13 protein-coding genes and 1 pseudogene are annotated in these 16,347 nt (G+C 62.8%); 6 read left to right on the top strand and 8 right to left on the bottom strand.

The window, feature by feature from the left end; translation table 11 throughout:
• Positions 1-52: 52 nt before the first annotated feature.
• Together R9B85_RS24885 and ptrR are read right to left on the bottom strand one after the other, a co-directional pair.
• Positions 53-496, bottom strand: a complete 444-nt coding sequence (locus R9B85_RS24885; protein WP_112253977.1) for a carboxypeptidase regulatory-like domain-containing protein — start codon at positions 494-496, stop codon at positions 53-55.
• Positions 497-621: 125 nt separating this feature from the next.
• Positions 622-1,488, bottom strand: a complete 867-nt coding sequence (gene ptrR / locus R9B85_RS24880) for a putrescine utilization regulator PtrR (RefSeq protein WP_423770684.1) — start codon at positions 1,486-1,488, stop codon at positions 622-624.
• A 107-nt stretch (positions 1,489-1,595) separates the two neighbouring features.
• Between ptrR and R9B85_RS24875 the strand changes: the two genes are divergently transcribed.
• Positions 1,596-2,981: an aldehyde dehydrogenase family protein gene (locus R9B85_RS24875; protein ID WP_112253975.1), complete on the top strand. Its 1,386-nt coding sequence runs from the start codon at positions 1,596-1,598 to the stop codon at positions 2,979-2,981.
• Between the two features lie 151 nt (positions 2,982-3,132).
• Here the strand turns inward: R9B85_RS24875 and R9B85_RS24870 are convergent, their stop codons facing one another.
• Both R9B85_RS24870 and R9B85_RS24865 read right to left on the bottom strand, forming a co-directional pair.
• The gene (locus R9B85_RS24870) at positions 3,133-5,043 is read right to left on the bottom strand and encodes a hypothetical protein (protein ID WP_423770683.1); all 1,911 of its coding nucleotides are present in this window, start codon (positions 5,041-5,043) and stop codon (positions 3,133-3,135) included.
• A 285-nt stretch (positions 5,044-5,328) separates the two neighbouring features.
• Positions 5,329-6,228: a helix-turn-helix domain-containing protein gene (locus R9B85_RS24865; protein WP_423770682.1), complete on the bottom strand. Its 900-nt coding sequence runs from the start codon at positions 6,226-6,228 to the stop codon at positions 5,329-5,331.
• A gap of 183 nt (positions 6,229-6,411) precedes the next feature.
• Between R9B85_RS24865 and R9B85_RS24860 the strand changes: the two genes are divergently transcribed.
• From R9B85_RS24860 to R9B85_RS24850, 3 genes are all read left to right on the top strand, one after another.
• The gene (locus R9B85_RS24860; RefSeq protein WP_112253972.1) at positions 6,412-7,770 is read left to right on the top strand and encodes a glutamine synthetase family protein; all 1,359 of its coding nucleotides are present in this window, start codon (positions 6,412-6,414) and stop codon (positions 7,768-7,770) included.
• Positions 7,771-7,909: 139 nt separating this feature from the next.
• Positions 7,910-8,998 carry a polyamine ABC transporter substrate-binding protein gene (locus R9B85_RS24855; RefSeq protein ID WP_112253971.1) on the top strand — a complete coding sequence of 363 codons (1,089 nt, stop codon included), beginning with the start codon at positions 7,910-7,912 and terminating at the stop codon, positions 8,996-8,998.
• 13 nt (positions 8,999-9,011) lie between these two features.
• Complete coding sequence (locus R9B85_RS24850; RefSeq protein ID WP_112253970.1) at positions 9,012-10,307, top strand: NAD(P)/FAD-dependent oxidoreductase; 1,296 nt, start codon at positions 9,012-9,014, stop codon at positions 10,305-10,307.
• A 100-nt stretch (positions 10,308-10,407) separates the two neighbouring features.
• Here the strand turns inward: R9B85_RS24850 and R9B85_RS24845 are convergent, their stop codons facing one another.
• A complete protein-coding gene (locus R9B85_RS24845) occupies positions 10,408-10,725 on the bottom strand; it encodes a helix-turn-helix domain-containing protein (protein ID WP_181457410.1) in 318 nt (105 codons plus the stop codon).
• Positions 10,717-11,078 (bottom strand): annotated as a pseudogene (locus tag R9B85_RS24840) (type II toxin-antitoxin system RelE/ParE family toxin); the annotation flags it as partial. The pseudogene R9B85_RS24840 and the gene R9B85_RS24845, both read right to left, overlap by 9 nt.
• 208 nt (positions 11,079-11,286) lie before the next feature.
• On the opposite strand from R9B85_RS24840, the gene R9B85_RS24835 reads away from it, so the two are divergent.
• Entirely contained in the window at positions 11,287-11,964 is a 678-nt protein-coding gene (locus tag R9B85_RS24835) for a DUF3313 domain-containing protein (RefSeq protein ID WP_112253969.1), read from the top strand.
• Positions 11,965-12,102: 138 nt separating this feature from the next.
• Here R9B85_RS24835 and R9B85_RS24830 read toward each other — a convergent pair whose 3' ends face one another.
• A complete protein-coding gene (locus R9B85_RS24830; protein WP_423770681.1) occupies positions 12,103-13,479 on the bottom strand; it encodes an L-serine ammonia-lyase in 1,377 nt (458 codons plus the stop codon).
• A 146-nt stretch (positions 13,480-13,625) separates the two neighbouring features.
• Here R9B85_RS24830 and R9B85_RS24825 point away from each other — a divergent pair, with 146 nt between their 5' ends.
• On the top strand, positions 13,626-14,567 hold the full coding sequence (locus tag R9B85_RS24825; protein WP_207878077.1) for a LysR substrate-binding domain-containing protein: 942 nt from the start codon (positions 13,626-13,628) through the stop codon (positions 14,565-14,567).
• A 333-nt stretch (positions 14,568-14,900) separates the two neighbouring features.
• Here the strand turns inward: R9B85_RS24825 and R9B85_RS24820 are convergent, their stop codons facing one another.
• A complete protein-coding gene (locus R9B85_RS24820) occupies positions 14,901-16,322 on the bottom strand; it encodes an undecaprenyl-phosphate glucose phosphotransferase (RefSeq protein ID WP_423770680.1) in 1,422 nt (473 codons plus the stop codon).
• Positions 16,323-16,347 lie beyond the last annotated feature (25 nt).

Genomic DNA, 16,347 nt, shown 5'->3' with positions numbered 1-16,347 from the left:
CGATGCGCTCCTTTTCGGCAGGAGTACATCCGTACTCCTGCCCGTTTGCCCATCACCGCCAGTTCAGGTTCACGGTCGTGGGGGTCTTGCCATTCACGGTCACCAATTGCTGCACCGTCTCACCCTGGGCGTTGCCAGTGACTTTGTACTTGCCGGGAGGCAGCTGCACATACAGCAGCGGCCCGGCATCCGTAACGCTGAGCACAGGCTGGCCCTGTGCATTCTGGATGTCGACGGTAGCACCGCTCTGGAACTTGCCTTCCGGGCCGGTGGAGAGTTCCACGTGCAGGTCATAGCCCGGGGTCTTGCGCAGGGCGTTGGCTTCATCCTGGCCGATGCCGCCTTGCAGGTAGCGGACGCCGTTCTGCTCCTGCTGTTGCAGTTGCACGGCCTGCATGTCTATGGGGGCATTGAGGTCGGCGGCGGCCGCGAGGGTCCATGGCAGGGCCAGGGTGATCAGCAGCGCCGCGCCGAGGGCATAGTGATGGTTACGCATGGTACGACCCTCCTTTCGAGGATGGCTTACCTATTATCTGATCCTTCGGGCGTAACGGCGTTCGTGCTGATGCATAGTCGTTGGGATGAAATTCGCTTTATTCACCAAAATATCGAGCAATAACATCAGGTTGAACGCCGTTCTTCGAGCAACTTCACGAACATGCTCAAGCTGCGCGATACCGTACCCCGCCGCCACACCAGCCAGGTTCTCAGGTAACGGAAATCTTCCGACATCGGCCAGGCACTGACGGTGCTGCAACCGGGCATGTTGTCGAGCATGCTGCGCGGCATCATGGCCAGGCCGGCACCGGCGCTGACGCAGGCCAGCATGCCGTGGTACGACTCCATTTCGTGGATCTTGCCCGGCACCGCTTGGTCCTGCACGAACCAGTTCTCGAAGTGGTGGCGGTACGAACAGTTGGCGCGAAAGGCATAGATGCTTTCGCCGTTGACGTCCTGGGCGCGGGTTACCGGGGCATGGTTGAGCGGCGCGATGACCATCATTTCTTCCTCGAACACCGGCATGCCCTCCAGCGTCGGGTGCAGCACCGGCCCGTCGACGAACGCCGCCACCAGGCGCCCGGACAGCACGCCTTCGAGCATGGTCCCGGAAGGCCCGGTGGACAGGTCCAGGTCGACCTTGGGATAGCGCTGGTTGTAGGCCGCCAGCAAGGCCGGGATGCGTACCGCCGCCGTGCTTTCCAGCGACCCCAGGGCGAAGGTGCCCTGCGGGTCTTCACCGGCCACGGTCAACCGCGCCTCGTGCACCAGGTCGAGGATGCGCCGGGTGTACTCAAGGAAGTTCCAGCCGGCGGGGGAAAGGCGCAGGCGGCTCTTTTCGCGGATGAACAACTCCACGCCCAGGTCCTCCTCCAGTTGCTTGATACGCGTGGTCAGGTTCGACGGCACTCGATGGATATGCTGCGCAGCTGCACTGATGCTGCCCTGCTCTGCCACGGCCTTGAAGATCTCGAGTTGCACCAGGTCCACAGCCTTTCTCCAAACGTGAATGTTTCACTCATTATTATTCAGTTTTCATTAAAGCCATAGCCCACTAGTCTGGCATCACGGTTCAACAACAACGAGAGTTTCCCGCCATGAGCGCGATCAGCAGCCTGACCCACGCCATCTCCCTCGACCCGTACAGCGGCGAGCAGATCGGCGCCTACCCGTTCGACACCGACGCCGCACTGGAAGCGGCGCTGCAACGCGCCAAGGTTGGCTACCGCCAGTGGCGCCAGGTGTCGCTGGGTCAGCGCAGCGAGTACCTGCTTGCCCTGGCCAGCACCCTCGAAACCAAGGCCGAAGCTTTCGCGCAAATGATCAGCCGCGAAATCGGCAAGCCTGTCACCCAGGCCCGGGGTGAAGTCAGCAAGTGCGTCGGCCTGTGCCGCTGGTACGCCGAACACGGCCCGGCCATGCTCGCCCCCGAGCCGACCCAGGTCGAGAAAGCCCGCATCGAGTACCGCCCGCTGGGCCCGATCCTGGCGGTGATGCCATGGAACTTCCCGGTCTGGCAGGTACTGCGCGGCGCCGTGCCGGCGATCCTGGCCGGCAACACCTATGTACTCAAGCACGCGCCGAACGTGATGGGCAGCGCTTACCTGCTGGGCGAACTGTTCAAGGATGCCGGCCTGCCGGAAGGTGTGTTCGAGGTGCTGAACGTGACCCCGGACGGCGTCACCCGCGCCATCAACGACCCGCGCATTGCCGCGGTGACCCTGACCGGTAGCGTGCGTGCCGGCATGGCGATTGGCGCACAAGCTGGCGCCGCGCTGAAGAAGTGCGTGCTGGAGCTGGGCGGTTCCGACCCATTCATCGTGCTGGCCGACGCCGACCTGGATGCCGCCGTGAAGGCTGCCGTGATCGGCCGCTACCAGAACACCGGCCAGGTCTGCGCTGCGGCCAAACGTCTGATCGTCGAAGAAAGCATCGTTGACGAATTCACCCGCAAGTTCGTCGAGGCCACTCGCGAGCTGAAAATCGGCAACCCACTGGAAGACGACACCTACATCGGCCCGATGGCCCGTTACGACCTGCGCGACGAGCTGGATGGCCAGGTCCAGGCGACCCTCGCCGAAGGCGCCACCCTGCTGCTGGGTGGCCACAAGGTCGAAGGCGTGGCCAACTTCTACGCGCCGACCGTGTTCGCCAACGTCACCCCGGACATGACCGCGTTCAAGCAGGAGCTGTTCGGGCCGGTGGCGGCGATCATCAGCGCACGGGATGCGGAGCATGCGGTGGAGCTGGCCAACGACAGCGAATTCGGCCTGGCCTCGACCATCTACACCGCCGACTACGCGCTGGCCGAGCGCATGACCGCGGCGCTGGATACCGGCGGCGTGTTCATCAACGGCTATTGCGCTTCGGACCCACGCGTGGCGTTTGGCGGGGTGAAGAAGAGCGGCTTCGGGCGTGAGCTGTCGCACTTTGGTGTGCGTGAGTTCACCAATGCCCAGACTGTGTGGCTGGACCGTAACTGATTCGATGCTCAGGGGCCGCATTGCGGCCCTGTGGGAGCGGGTTTACCCGCGAATCAGGCGACACGGTGCCCGGCACCGGCTGCGCCGGTGTTCGTGGGTGAACCCGCTCCCACAAGGACTTTGAAGGGCTGAAAAAGCAGCCCGAGCGGCCTCAATCCCGAACCTGGTCCTTGACCCAGTCCAGCATCCCCCCCGGCACGATCAGTTCATGCCGCGCCCGCGAACAGGCGGTATACAACCCCGCCAGCATCCGCGCCCGTTCATTGCGGTTGCCCGCCACCTGCGGCGCTACCATCAGCTCCGGCGACACCATCACCCGGGCGAACTCCATGTTCTTCACATCCCGCACCCGCCCCAGGAACAACTTGGGTGCCTTGTCCCAACGGTAACGGCTCTTGGCCTTGGCAAAGTGCTCCGGCGTGTAGCCCTTGCGCAACATGTTGGCCACCGCGACGAACGCCTTGTCATCACCCTTGTCCTGCTCCAGCGCCTGCCAGCTGGCATAGCGGAACAGCATCGGGTGACGCGGCCGGGTGCCATGACGGTACAACTCGATGCAGTCTTCGACGAACAACTCGAAGTCCTTGCGCGCGCTTTTCAGCAGCACGAACGGCACGCCCTGGTGGGTCAGACGCTGGAACCAGCCAAACAGGCCCCATTCATCGTCGACGATCAGCGCCGTAGGTTGTTCCGGCACCGTCACCGCATCGAAGAAGCTGACCCGGGTGTAATGCTCGGCGCTGCCACTGAAGGCTGCCTGGATCGACGCCGGGTGGGCCTGGATCAGCGGGTTGAGCACGTTGTCCATCGCCGGCCCGGCCCGCAGTGAGTGGTCGATGTAACGCTGGCGGATGAAGCTGCCATGGTGCGCGCTGAGGCCATTGAGGTTCTGCAGCTCGTCACCCAGGGCAATGATCGACTGCGGGCTGCGGTCGAGCACGGCAAGCATCGGTGCCGACAGCTCGTGGGCCTCGTCGACGATGACATGGGTGTAGCGGCTGTCGATCACATGAGCGGTCAGCGACAGCAGTTTGACCCGATGGTAGTCCCGCACCGGCAACTGGATTTCCCGTGCCGACGGGCGAATCAGCTCCTGCCAGTACAGGCGCGCCTTCTCCAGCAGCACTTCCTGGTCCAGTGGAGTGGTTCCCGGCCCGGCCCATGGCAGGTGGTGCAATTGCAGCTGGGTGTCGGCACTGTGGCAGAACGTGCGTACTGCGCGGATGCACAAGGCAACCACATCACGCGCGGCGAGTGGGCCGATGTCGGGGATGGCCAGCCAACGTATCACCTGCGCATCCTGCGGGCGCCACGACAGCTTGGTGCGATACGGGTCGCGCAAGCGCCAGCCATTGCTGGTGAGGTCGCGGTTGAGCAGCTCGTCGGCCAGCTGGCCAAAGGTCAGCGCGGTATAGGCGGCGGCGTCCTTGACCCGCGCCTGCAAGGCGCGCAGCTGGCCTTCGGTCAAGGCCAGCAACAGCGTGCGCTGCGGCTCGAGCAGTCGGGCGAACTGGTGAATCAGGAAGGTCTTGCCGGTGCCGGCAAAGCCCTGAACCGCCACCGACTCATCGATGCCACTGAGAAATTCGCGCAGCAGACGGTTCTGTTGGTCGCTGAGCATCAGGTCGCTGGCCAGGGAGGGCAGGAACACCGGGTGCAGCGGGGTTGCTCGCTGGCGGTAGCTGTCGGCGAACTGGAAGTTCCACTGGCCCTCGGCATCCAGCAGCTCGTCGGCCTGGTACGCCACCTCGGTCGACAGCAGTGCGATACCGTTTTCGCCCAGCATGCCCAGGCCCATGGCGAAGGCTTCGCGATCGAAGTGCTGCGCTACCTGGCCCTGGAAGCGCCCCGGTGCAGCGTTTTCGACCTCGTTGGCAATGCGCACGATTTCGGCAAAGCGGCGTTCCTGGGCATCCGCCGAGGCGGTGGCGGGCTGGCGCGGCAGGTTCTGCACGAACAGCACTGCGGCGGCGTCGAGGACGCTGGCTGTGGTGAAGAAATCGGTAGTGGGCTCGCTGGCGAGGCGGTCGGCCTGGTCGCTGGGCAAAGGCAGGTAGAACATCGGCACCTCGGGTGGAATCAGGGCGGCACGATAGCAATTTTCGCGGTGGATTGCTGGGTTGTGTAGTGCCTGGGCCGGCCTCTTCGCGGGTGAACCCGCTCCCACAGGGACCTCACAATAGCTGGCCCTGATGTAGTCCTGTGGGAACGGTGTAGCTTGGTGGTGTAGCTGCCGGCCTCTTCGCGGGCTTGCCCGCTCCCACAGGATTACCTCAGGGCCAGGCATCATGAGGTCCCTGTGGGAGCGGGTTCACCCGCGAAGAGGCCGGCAGCTACACCACCAGATTCAGCCCCTGCCCCGCTTCAAGGTCTCACTAGGAAACTCCTTGAACAACTGCCGATAACTCTCTGAAAACCTTCCCAAATGCCAGAACGACCAGCGCATCGCCACCTCGGCCACGGTCACGCCACCGCCACGCAACAGATCACGCCGCGCACCGTTCAGCCGGCGCAGGCGCAACCAGTGCGCCGGCGGCATCCCGGTAAACGCCTTGAAGGCTTGCTGCAACTGGCGCAGGGTAACCCCCGCAACATCCGCCAGCTCCACCAGGTTAAGCGTTTCCTCCGGGCAGTCGGCCGCCCACTCGCTCACCCGGCGCATGATCGCCCGTTCCTCGTCACGCCGCTCCAACGCCACGCCCTGCAGGCGCTGGCAGGCGTTGTCGAGGATGAACAGGCAGTCCTCCAGCAGTTGCTCCGCCAGGGCCTGCCCCTGCAGCGGGCAATCGGCTTCGCCCAGGCGGGTCAACGTTGCGCTCAGCCAGCTGCCGAACAGCGCGTTCTGCCCGCTGCCCAGCGGCACCATGAACAACCCCTCCAGGCGCTGCGGGTCAAGCCCATGGCGGGCCAGGAAGGCCTGGTCGAACACAACTGCCACTTCCTGGTAGTTCTCCGGCGTGATCCAGATATTGCGGCTCTGTTCGTTCAGCAGGTACAGGCTGTTCTCGCTGCGGTCGAAGCAGAACGCCAGCGAACCGCTCGGCGCACGGAAAAACTGCTCCACCCGGGTATTCAGCCGCTCCTCGTACACCTCTACCCCGTCCAGCCCCAGGCAACGCAGCTCACCGCTGAAATGCCCGGGCGACATCTGCCGGTACTGCTGCTGCCAGCCAGGGGTGGCACGTACTTGCTCGGTAACGTCGGTGGTGTGGAAAGCCTGGACTTGCAGGGCATTGGCGGTTGTCACGCTCGGTCCTAGTTGCACTCTTTTGGTGCATTCATTGCCGGAGAAAGTGGATAGATCAGCCTTGCGGGCTGCGACCAAGATAGTCTCCAGCGCGTCACCTGGGAAGCGGGACGCCTTCGAAACCGTATGACGGTTTGCGCCGGCACGCTCGCTCCCACACTAAAACCCAACCAAGAGGTCTGTATGAACGCCCCCTTCGATCAGCTGTCCACCTGGCTGAAAGAACACCGGATCACCGAAGTCGAATGCGTGATCAGCGACCTGACCGGCATCGCCCGCGGCAAGATCGCACCCACCGCCAAGTTTCTTCACGAGCGTGGCATGCGCCTGCCCGAGAGCGTGCTGCTGCAGACTGTCACCGGCGACTACGTCGACGATGACATCTACTACAACCTGCTCGATGCCGCCGACATCGACATGGTCTGCCGCCCTGACCCGGCCGCCGTGTACCAGATCCCGTGGGCGATCGAGCCGACCGCGATCGTGATCCACGACACCTTCGACAAGCAAGGCAACCCCATCGAGCTGTCGCCGCGCAACGTGCTGAAGAAAGTGCTCAAGCTGTATGCCGACAAAGGCTGGCAGCCAATCGTGGCACCGGAGATGGAGTTCTACCTGACCCAGCGCTGCGAAGACCCGGACTTGCCACTGCAAGTACCGCTGGGGCGTTCCGGCCGTGCCGAAAGCGGTCGCCAGTCGTTCTCGATCGATGCCGCCAACGAGTTCGACCCGCTGTTCGAAGACGTCTACGACTGGTGCGAGATCCAGGGCCTGGACCTGGACACGCTGATCCATGAAGACGGCCCGGCGCAAATGGAGATCAATTTCCGCCATGGCGACGCCCTGGACCTGGCCGACCAGATAACCGTGTTCAAGCGCACCATGCGTGAAGCCGCGCTCAAGCACAACGTGGCCGCCACCTTCATGGCCAAGCCGATCACCGACGAGCCCGGCAGTGCCATGCACCTGCACCAGAGCGTGGTCGACATCGCCACCGGCAAGCCGATCTTCGCCAATGAAGACGGCAGCATGAGCCAGCTGTTCCTGAACCACATCGGCGGGTTGCAGAAGTACATCCCCAAGCTGCTGCCGATGTTCGCGCCCAACGTCAACTCGTTCCGCCGCTTCCTGCCGGACACCTCGGCACCGGTGAACGTCGAGTGGGGTGAAGAGAACCGCACCGCCGGCCTGCGCGTACCCACCTCCAGCCCCGAGGCGATGCGTGTGGAAAACCGCCTGCCGGGCGCCGATGCCAACCCGTACCTGGCCATCGCCGCCAGCCTGCTGTGCGGCTATCTGGGCATGGTCGAGCGCATCGAGCCCAGTGCGCCGGTGCAGGGCCGTGCCTATGAGCGGCGCAACCTGCGCCTGCCGATCACCATCGAGGACGCCCTGCAGCACATGGAAGACTGCGAAACCGTGCAGCAGTACCTGGGCAAGCAGTTCGTCCAAGGTTACGTAGCGGTCAAGCGCGCCGAGCACGAGAACTACAAGCGCGTGATCAGCTCGTGGGAGCGTGAATTCCTGATGCTGAGCGTCTGATCTTTTCGCGGTACCTGTGGGAGCGGGTTTACCCGCGAATGCTGTGGTGCATTCAACGACGTATTCGCGGGTAAACCCGCTCCCACAGGGCACGAGCCCCTGCACCGAACTCGAAGAACAAGACCAACGAGGTGTCCCCATGCGTCATCTGCAAGCCCTGATCCCCGCCGCATTCACCCTGCTGTTCGCCACCACCACCCACGCCACGCCCTCGGTCAGCGTGTACAACTGGACCGACTATATCGGTGACACCACCGTGGCCGACTTCCAGGCCAGCAGCGGGATCAAGGTGGTCTATGACGTATTCGACTCCAACGAAACCCTGGAAGGCAAGCTGCTGGCCGGGCGCACCGGCTATGACGTGGTAGTGCCATCCAACCACTTCCTCGCACGCCAGGCACAGGCAGGTGCCTTTCTGCCCCTGGACCGCAGCAAGCTGCCCAATTGGCAGCACCTGGACCCCAAGCTGCTCAAGCAGCTTGAACAGAACGACCCGGGCAACCGGTACGCCGTACCCTATCTGTGGGGCACCAACGGCATCGGCTACAACATCGACAAGGTCAAGGCGGCGCTTGGCGTCGACCATATCGATTCATGGGCGGTGCTGTTCGAGCCCGAGAACCTGAAAAAGCTCAAGCAGTGCGGCGTGGCGTTCATGGACTCGCCCGATGAACTGTTCCCGGCCGTGCTCAACTACCTGGGCATGGACCCGCGCAGCGAAAAACCGGCCGACTACGCCAAGGCCGAAGCCCGCCTGCTCGAACTGCGCCCCTATATCACCTACTTCCACTCCTCCAAGTACGTTTCCGACCTGGCCAACGGCGATGTCTGCGTGGCCTTCGGCTACTCCGGCGACGTGTTCCAGGCCGCCAACCGCGCCGTGGAGGCGAAAAACGGCGTGAAAGTCGCCTACAGCATTCCCAAGGAAGGCAGCAACCTGTGGTTCGACCTGCTGGCCATCCCCAAGGACGCCAACAACCCCGAACAGGCTCTGGCGTTCATCAACTACCTGCTCGACCCCAAGGTAATCGCCAAGGTCAGCGCCACGGTCGGCTATGCCAACGCCAACCCGGATGCCCAGGCCTACATGGACACGTCGCTGGTTAACAACCCCGAAATCTACCCACCCCAGGACGTCCTGGACAAGCTGTACATCTCCAGCACGCCGAGCCCTAAGATCATGCGCGTCATGACTCGCTCCTGGAGCAAGATCAAGTCCAACCGCTGAGTCGAGAACGCCCATGTCTTTCACTACCCAACACACCGCTTCGTACTATGCCGCCACGGCACGCGATGCGACGCCCTACCCCAGCCTGGACGGCGAACTGACCGCCGATGTATGCGTTGTCGGCGGCGGGCTGACCGGGGTCAATACCGCCCTGGAACTGGCCGAGCGCGGGCTTTCGGTGGTGCTGCTGGAAGGCCGCCGCATCGGCTGGGGCGCCAGCGGCCGCAACGGCGGCCAGCTGATTCGCGGTATAGGCCATGACGTCAGCGGCTTTGCCCGGCATGTCGGCCAGGACGGCGTGCACTACCTGAAACAGGCCGGCATCGAATCGGTAGCGCTGGTAGCCAGCCGCATCGCCCGGTACGGCATTGCCTGCGATCTGCGCTGGGGCTTCTGCGAACTGGCCAACACCCCTGCGCAGTTCGCTGCCTTCAAGGACGAACAGGACGACCTGGCTGCGCTCGGTTATCGCCCCGAAACCCGTCTGGTGAGTGCCGGCCAGCTGCATGAAATCGTCGCCAGCGACCAATACGCCGGCGGCCTGGTGGACATGGGCTCGGGCCATCTGCACCCGCTTGACCTGGTCCAGGGCGAAGCCCGCGCCGCCCACGGCCTGGGCGTGCGCATCTTCGAGCAGAGCCCGGTGCTGCGCATCGAGCACGGCCCCCGTGTGACCCTGCACACAGCCCGTGGCACGGTGCGGGCAGACAGCCTGGTGTTGGGCTGCAACGCCCACCTCGATGAACTGGAACCACGCCTGAGCGGCAAGGTGCTGCCGGCCGGCAGCTATGTGGTGGCCACCGAGCCATTGCCCGAAGCATTGGCCAGCAGCCTGATCCCGCAGAACATGGCCCTGTGCGACCAGAAGGTCGGCCTGGACTACTACCGCCTCACGGCAGACCGGCGCCTGCTGTTCGGCGGCGCCTGCCACTATTCCGGCCGCGACCCCAAGGACATTGCCGCCTACATGCGGCCCAAGGTATTGAAGGTGTTCCCGCAACTGGCCAACGTACGTATCGACTACCAGTGGGGCGGCATGATCGGCATCACCGCCAACCGCTTCCCTCAGGTCGGGCGCCTCAGCCAGCACCCCAATGTGTACTATGCCCAGGGCTATTCCGGGCATGGGCTGAACGTGACGCACTGGACGGCGAAACTGCTGGCCGAAAGCATTGCGCTCGGCCACAGCCAGGGGCTGGACGTGTTCAGCGCCGTGCCACACCTGACCTTCCCCGGCGGCAAGGCACTGCGCTCGCCACTGCTGGCGCTGGGGATGTTGTGGTATCGATTGCGGGAGGTGCTGGGGTGAGGTGTCAGCGATCTTGCCTGCGAATCGGAAGTTAAACGAGATTTTTCAAAAATCACCGTAATCCACTGTTTTAAAAAGATTTTCAAACCAAACACAGCACTTAAAGAAGAACCTGCAACCCTTTGTTTTTAATGAGATTCAGCAACTTCAAAGCCGGTCCAGACGGGCGCGTCTCGCCCTGCTCCCATTTGCGCACTGTCGATGCGCTCGTGTGCAAATGCATCGCAAAGACCGGCTGGCTGAAGTTGAGTGTTTCGCGCAGACAGCGTATGTCCAGCGCGCTGAAATCCCGGACCGGTGCAGGGCACAACGCTTCGTAATCCCGAAGCGTAACCTTGCCGATCGATCCGGCCTCATGCAGGGCAACAAGGTCCTCGCGTAACGATTCAATCAGTTTGCTGCTCACAACAACCTCCATCAGCACACCCGCTTGCAACGCTCGGCAGAGCGCTAGCGGTGGTAAATCCAGAAAGACTTTGCCCGCGAATCGCAGCGCTTTCTGTTCTTCCAAAGTGATATTTGCCTTGTCACTTTTGGCAAAGCCGTGCAAGAAAACACATCGATTGCCGATGCGGGCGGATAGAAGGGTTCGATAACCGCCGCGCTTGCCTGCACCAGGCGCTGCCACGCGTTTTTTGAACAATTCACCACCCAGACTCGCATCGACCAGCCCCTGCACATCTCGTCCACTGCTTTACACAGCATTTCATCGCTGAGCCTGTGAGCGGCTTGCCAACGCGCGAAATCCTTGCGCTTGAAAATTTCCATCACCGGACCCCAACCATACCCTTAACGGGCATAGTTTTCCAAGGGCGGTAGTAGTTGAAAAGCCAGCGAGGTCCCAAGACACTGTAGGAATTTGCGCGCCTGGGAATATTACCGCAGCCAATTCCCACTACAGATTGAACCAGCCCACTGGCCAACTGTCGCGCACCTGCTAGCGTTGTTCTGGCCGACCTATCATGGATGCATCTTCATCATGAAATCATTGCCCCGCATTACCCTGCTGTGCGCCGCATTGCTTACCGTGGCCGCCTGTTCCAGCAACCGCGTGGACCCAAAGGACTACTCCGGCTTCCTCAAGGATTACAGCCGGCTGCAAGAAACCAAGAGCCCGTCGGGTGACCCGGTGATGCGCTGGATCGACCCCAAGGTCAACGTCAACCAGTACAGCCAGGTGTTCATCGAGCCCAGCCAGTTCTACCCCAAGCCGCAGCCGACGGAGGTCATCTCGACGCAGACGCTGCAGGACATCACCCGCTACTTCAACGAAGCGCTACGCCGGGAAATGGGCAGCGTGGCACCGCTGGCCAAAGGCCCCGGCCCGGGCGTGATCGTGGTGCGCCCGGCCATTACCGCGGTGTCCACCAGCAACGAGGGCCTCAAGCCCTATGAGGTAATCCCGATCGCGTTGATTTCGGCCGGTGTGAACACTGCCATGGGCGGCCGTGACCAGGAGGTGGATGTCGGTGTGGAGGCTGCGTTCCTCGATGGTGCCAGCCAGAAGGTGCTGGCCCAGGTGGTGCGCAAGGGCACGGGGCAGGAACTGGAAAACAAGACCACCAAACTGACTCTGAATGACGTCAAGCCGGTGCTGGACGGCTGGGCCAAGGACATGCGTGCGAGTTTCCTGGAAGCGAAGCAGAAAGCCCGCTGAAGCCTCACTGGTGTAGGAGCGGCCTTGTGTCGCGATGGGGCGCGCAGCGGCCCCCGATCCACTTATTCAAGATGAAAAATCGCTGGGGCTGCTTCGCAGCCCTTTCGCGACACAAGGCCGCTCCTACAGTTGACCGCGTCAACATTCGACGAAGGCAACGGCCAGGCCGCCGCGCGAGGTCTCCTTGTAGTTGGCATGCATGTCCGCCCCGGTATCACGCATGGTGCGGATCACCCGGTCGAGCGAGATGAAGTGCTCGCCATCCCCCCGCAACGCCATCTGCACGGCGTTGATCGCTTTCACCGCAGCAATCGCGTTGCGCTCGATGCATGGCACCTGCACCAGGCCACCAACCGGGTCGCAGGTCAGCCCAAGGTTATGTTCCAAGGCGATCTCGGCGGCATTTTCCAGCTGCGGCGGCGTGGCGCCCAGCACCTGGGACAGGCCGGCGGCGGCCATCGAACAGGCCGAGCCCACCTCGCCCTGGCAACCAACCTCGGCCCCGGAAATCGACGCGTTCTTCTTGCACAGTATGCCGACCGCCGCTGCCGCCAGCAGGAAGTCCACCACATCCGCGTCGCACGCGCCCGGGTTGAACTTCATGTAGTAATGCAGCACAGCCGGGATGATGCCAGCCGCACCATTGGTAGGCGCCGTGACCATGCGCCCGCCGGCGGCGTTCTCTTCATTCACCGCCAGGGCGAACAGGTTGACCCACTCCATGGCACTGAGGGTGGAACCGATCACGTTGGGTTTGCCCAGTTCCTGCAGGCTGCGATGCAGCCGCGCCGCACGGCGCTTGACGTGCAACCCGCCCGGCAGGATGCCTTCGTTGCGCAGGCCATTGTCGACGCACTCACGCATGGCGCCCCAGATTCGCAGCAGCCCCTCGCGTACCTCGGCCTCCGGGCGCCAGGCACATTCGTTGGCCATCATCAGTTGCGCCACGCTCAGGCCATGGGTCTTGCACAAGGCCAGCAACTGCGCAGCGCTATCGAACTCGTATGGCAGCACCACCGCGTTCGCTTCGCCTGCTGGCGCATCGATCTCGGCTTGCTCGACGATAAAGCCACCGCCTACCGAATAGTAGGTTTGGCGCAACAGGCTGCCCTGCCCGTCCATGGCTTCCAGGCTCATGGCATTGGGGTGGTACGGCAGATTCTCGTCGAGCAGCAGCATGTCGCGGCTGTACTCGAACGCCAGCGGGTGGCTGCCATCGAGCATCAGGCAGTGCTCCTGCGTCACCTGGCCGATGCGCGACTCGATGGTGGCCGGGTCGATTCGGTCCGGCCATTGCCCCATCAGGCCGAGCAGGCAGGCACGATCGGTGGCGTGGCCAACCCCGGTGGCCGACAGCGACCCATACAGCCGCACCTCGACACGGCTTACCCTGGCCAACAGCCCCTGCTCACGCAGGGCCTGGGCAAAGGTAGCCGCCGCCCGCATCGGGCCGACGGTGTGGGAACTGGACGGCCCGATGCCGATTTTGAAAAGGTCGAAAACACTGATAGCCATGCTAATGCCTGACCGTACCCGGGTATGAAGCCGCAGCACGGTTATCTGGAGAAATTGAGCGGTATTGCGATTTTGCGCGATACTGCCGCGCTGACTCATGGATGACCAACGAAACTTCCTAAGCAAGGCTTTAGTGGTACTAAACGATGCGACGACAACTCAACGGCCAGACGTTCGTCTGGCTACACGTGTTTGCCTGTGCGGCCCGGCACTTGTCCTTCACCCGCTGTGCCGAAGAGCTGCACATCACCCCGGGCGCCGTCAGCCAACAGATGCGCCAGCTGGAGGAACGCCTGGGCTACCGGCTGTTCCTGCGCCGGGCGCGGGGTGTGGAACTGAGCGCCGAAGGGCAACGCCTGGCGCAGACGGTGACCGAAGCCTACGGCAGCATCGAAGCCGAACTGCTGCGCCTGGACGCGGGTGAAATCCGTGGCACCTTGCGCCTGCGCTCGATCCCGTCGTTCCTGGCCAAGTGGCTCACGCCGCGCCTGCCGCGCTTTCAACAACGCTACCCGGACATCGAGCTGCGCCTGGTGGCCGAAGACAGTGCCCAGGCGTTGACCCCTGGCGATTTCGACCTGGCCATCGACCTGAACGATGGCAGCTACCCCGGCATGCTCTCGACGCCTTTGCTGGACGAGCAGATCTTCCCCGTATGCTCCCCCACCTTGCTGCGCGGGCGCCCGCCGCTGCACGGGCCGGCAGACCTTGCGCACTACCCGCTGCTGCACGACATCACGGCCTGGCGTGGCAGTTCGGAATATGCCGAATGGGAGTTCTACCTGGAAGGCATCGGCGCCGCCGGCCTGGATGTGCGGCGTGGGCATACCTTCAATCGCAACCACCTGACCATCGAGGCGGCGATTGCCGGCATTGGCGTGGCGATTGCCCGGCGCACGCTGCTCAACGACGAGCTTGAGCGCGGCGCACTGATCGTGCCATTCGGGGTGCCTATCGCCAATCACAAGCGCTATGTGGTGCATTACCCGCCGGGGGGGCTGAGCCAGCCGGGGGCGCGGGCGGTGCACGACTGGCTGGTGGAGGAAGCGCGGGGGTTCAGGGAGTTGCACCCGTTGAACAAGGTATAGATCAGTGAATGCCTTGAGCCTTGTGGGGGGGGCAAAGATCGAGCGCCGCCCGCGCGGCGCTTCGCGGGGCAAGCCCGCTCCCACATTTGTTGCAACGTGCCAAATCTGTCAGGCCATGGTTGCCAGCCTTGTTGCCTTGACTCAATTTCTCGGCTGGCGCTGCTGCGCCCAACCTACCTCAAGCCATGCACCAAGGCGGGCAACACCTCTCCCACAGGCATGGCCACGTTGCAACAAATGTGGGAGCGGGCTTGCCCCGCGAAGCGCCGCGCGGGCGGCGCTCGATCGCATAGGCAATACAATTGTCACGGCAAGCGCCTCGCAGCACTGGATTCAATAAGCCTGCTTGCCAGTAAACGCATTCAACGTACGCACCAGAATCACGAAATCCAGCCACAGCGACCAGTTGTTGATGTACTCGATGTCCGAGTCCACCCGCTGGATCATCTGCTCGATATCCCTGGTCTCGCCCCTGAACCCCCGCACCTGTGCCAGGCCGGTCATGCCAGGCTTGATATTGTGGCGGGCAAAGTAATCGACGATGTCCTGGGAATACAACGTGTCATGCTGCAACGCATGCGGCCGCGGCCCGACCAGGGACATTTCCCCGGTCAGCACATTGAACAATTGCGGCAGTTCGTCCAGGCTGGTGCGGCGGATAAAGGCGCCGACTCGGGTCAACCGCGGGTCATTCCTCTGCGCCTGCTTTACCACGCCATCTTCCGGCTGATGAATATGCATGCTCCTGAACTTCCAGATGCGGAACGCTTCCCCGGTCCAGCCGGTGCGTTCCTGGCGGAAGAACACCGGGCCGCGGCTATCGAGCTTGATGGCCAGCGCAACGGCCAGCAACACCGGCGATGCCAGCAGCAGGATCAGCGCCGCCAACACCCTGTCTTCGAGGTTCTTCAGGAACAGGCTCATGCCCGTCAGCGGTGTTTCCGACAAGGTCAGCACAGGGATGCCGGCAATTTCCCGCACGCTGTGGTTGATCAGGCGCAACGAGAAGATATCCGGCACCCAGTTCACCGCAATGCACTTGTCGAGCAACTTGAAATACACGTCGTTGATAACCTCGGAACCGCCCAGCGGGGTCACCAGGTACACCGTGCGGATGCCGTGGCGGGCCACGATATCGTCGAGCGCGGCAATGTGACCGAGCACCGGCATGCGCTGCTTGCCTTCGGCGCTCTCGCGCCCCGGCTCATCGGCATTGTCGACCAGCACGCAACCCAGCACACGCTCGCCGAACCAGGGATTGTTGCTGATTTTCTGGTACAGGAAGTTGGCCAGGTCACCGGCGCCGATGATCAGGGCGTTGTCCAGGCGGGCATGCGCGGTAAAGCGCTTTTGCAATTCACGCACGGCAAAGTGCAGGAACAACTGGGCGATGTAGCCGATGATGAACAACTGCACGACCAGCAGACGCGAATAGGTTTCGCTCTGTTTGGCCAGGAAGGCCATGACCACCAGGAAGCAGAAGGTTGCCGACCAGGCCTTGAACAGCCGAAAAGCCTTGATGGAAAGCCCTACGTTGGTACGGTAGATCGCATAATGATCGTAGATGACTGCCAGTGCGCCAACCAGCAACAGCAGCATGATCACGTAATCGGAAGTGATGTAGCCAAACTGGTCGTAGATCAGATACCAGGCAATACCGGTGACTGCAATTCCATCGAGGCCGGCCTGAATGGCGTTACTTACGCTGCTTCTTCTCTGCAGCACGGAACGACTGCTTCTGGGCTCTAAGACCATTTCAGACCTCATCAATGTGCGCGCA

Origin of the sequence: Pseudomonas sp. NLJ1, from assembly GCF_049486705.1 — a bacterium.
In the GTDB taxonomy this organism is placed as follows: Bacteria; Pseudomonadota; Gammaproteobacteria; order Pseudomonadales; family Pseudomonadaceae; genus Aquipseudomonas; species Aquipseudomonas inefficax.
Note: the sequence above shows the minus strand (reverse complement) of the source record. Positions and strands in the feature narration are given on the sequence as shown.